Below are 225 nucleotides of genomic sequence, written 5' to 3'. Positions count from 1 at the left end.
GGCCCGGCTGCCGTCGACAGCCTCGACGGCCCTGGCCAGGTCGGACACTCGGGTGGCAAGCAGCCCAGGCGCGTCCAGGCTCGGGCTGAGTCCGGTGAAGCCGAGCATGGACCAGGCGCCGACCGGGGCGACGTATCCCGCGACACCGCAGTAGGAGGCTGGCCTGGTCAGTGAACCGGCGGTCTGCGAGCCGAGGGCGAGCGGCACCACGCCCGCCGCGACGGC

General features: G+C 74.7%; 1 protein-coding gene. It reads right to left on the bottom strand.

Features of this window, described 5'->3' with window-relative positions; translation table 11 throughout:
• On the bottom strand, positions 1–225 hold a 225-nt coding region (locus CCN51_RS52760; protein WP_245881921.1), incomplete at both ends, for an amidase family protein.

This window comes from Streptomyces milbemycinicus (genome assembly GCF_002154605.1).
GTDB classification, from domain to species: Bacteria; Actinomycetota; Actinomycetes; order Streptomycetales; family Streptomycetaceae; genus Streptomyces; species Streptomyces milbemycinicus.
The sequence above is the reverse complement of the archived record's forward strand: the minus strand, read 5'-3'. Positions and strand labels throughout refer to the sequence as shown.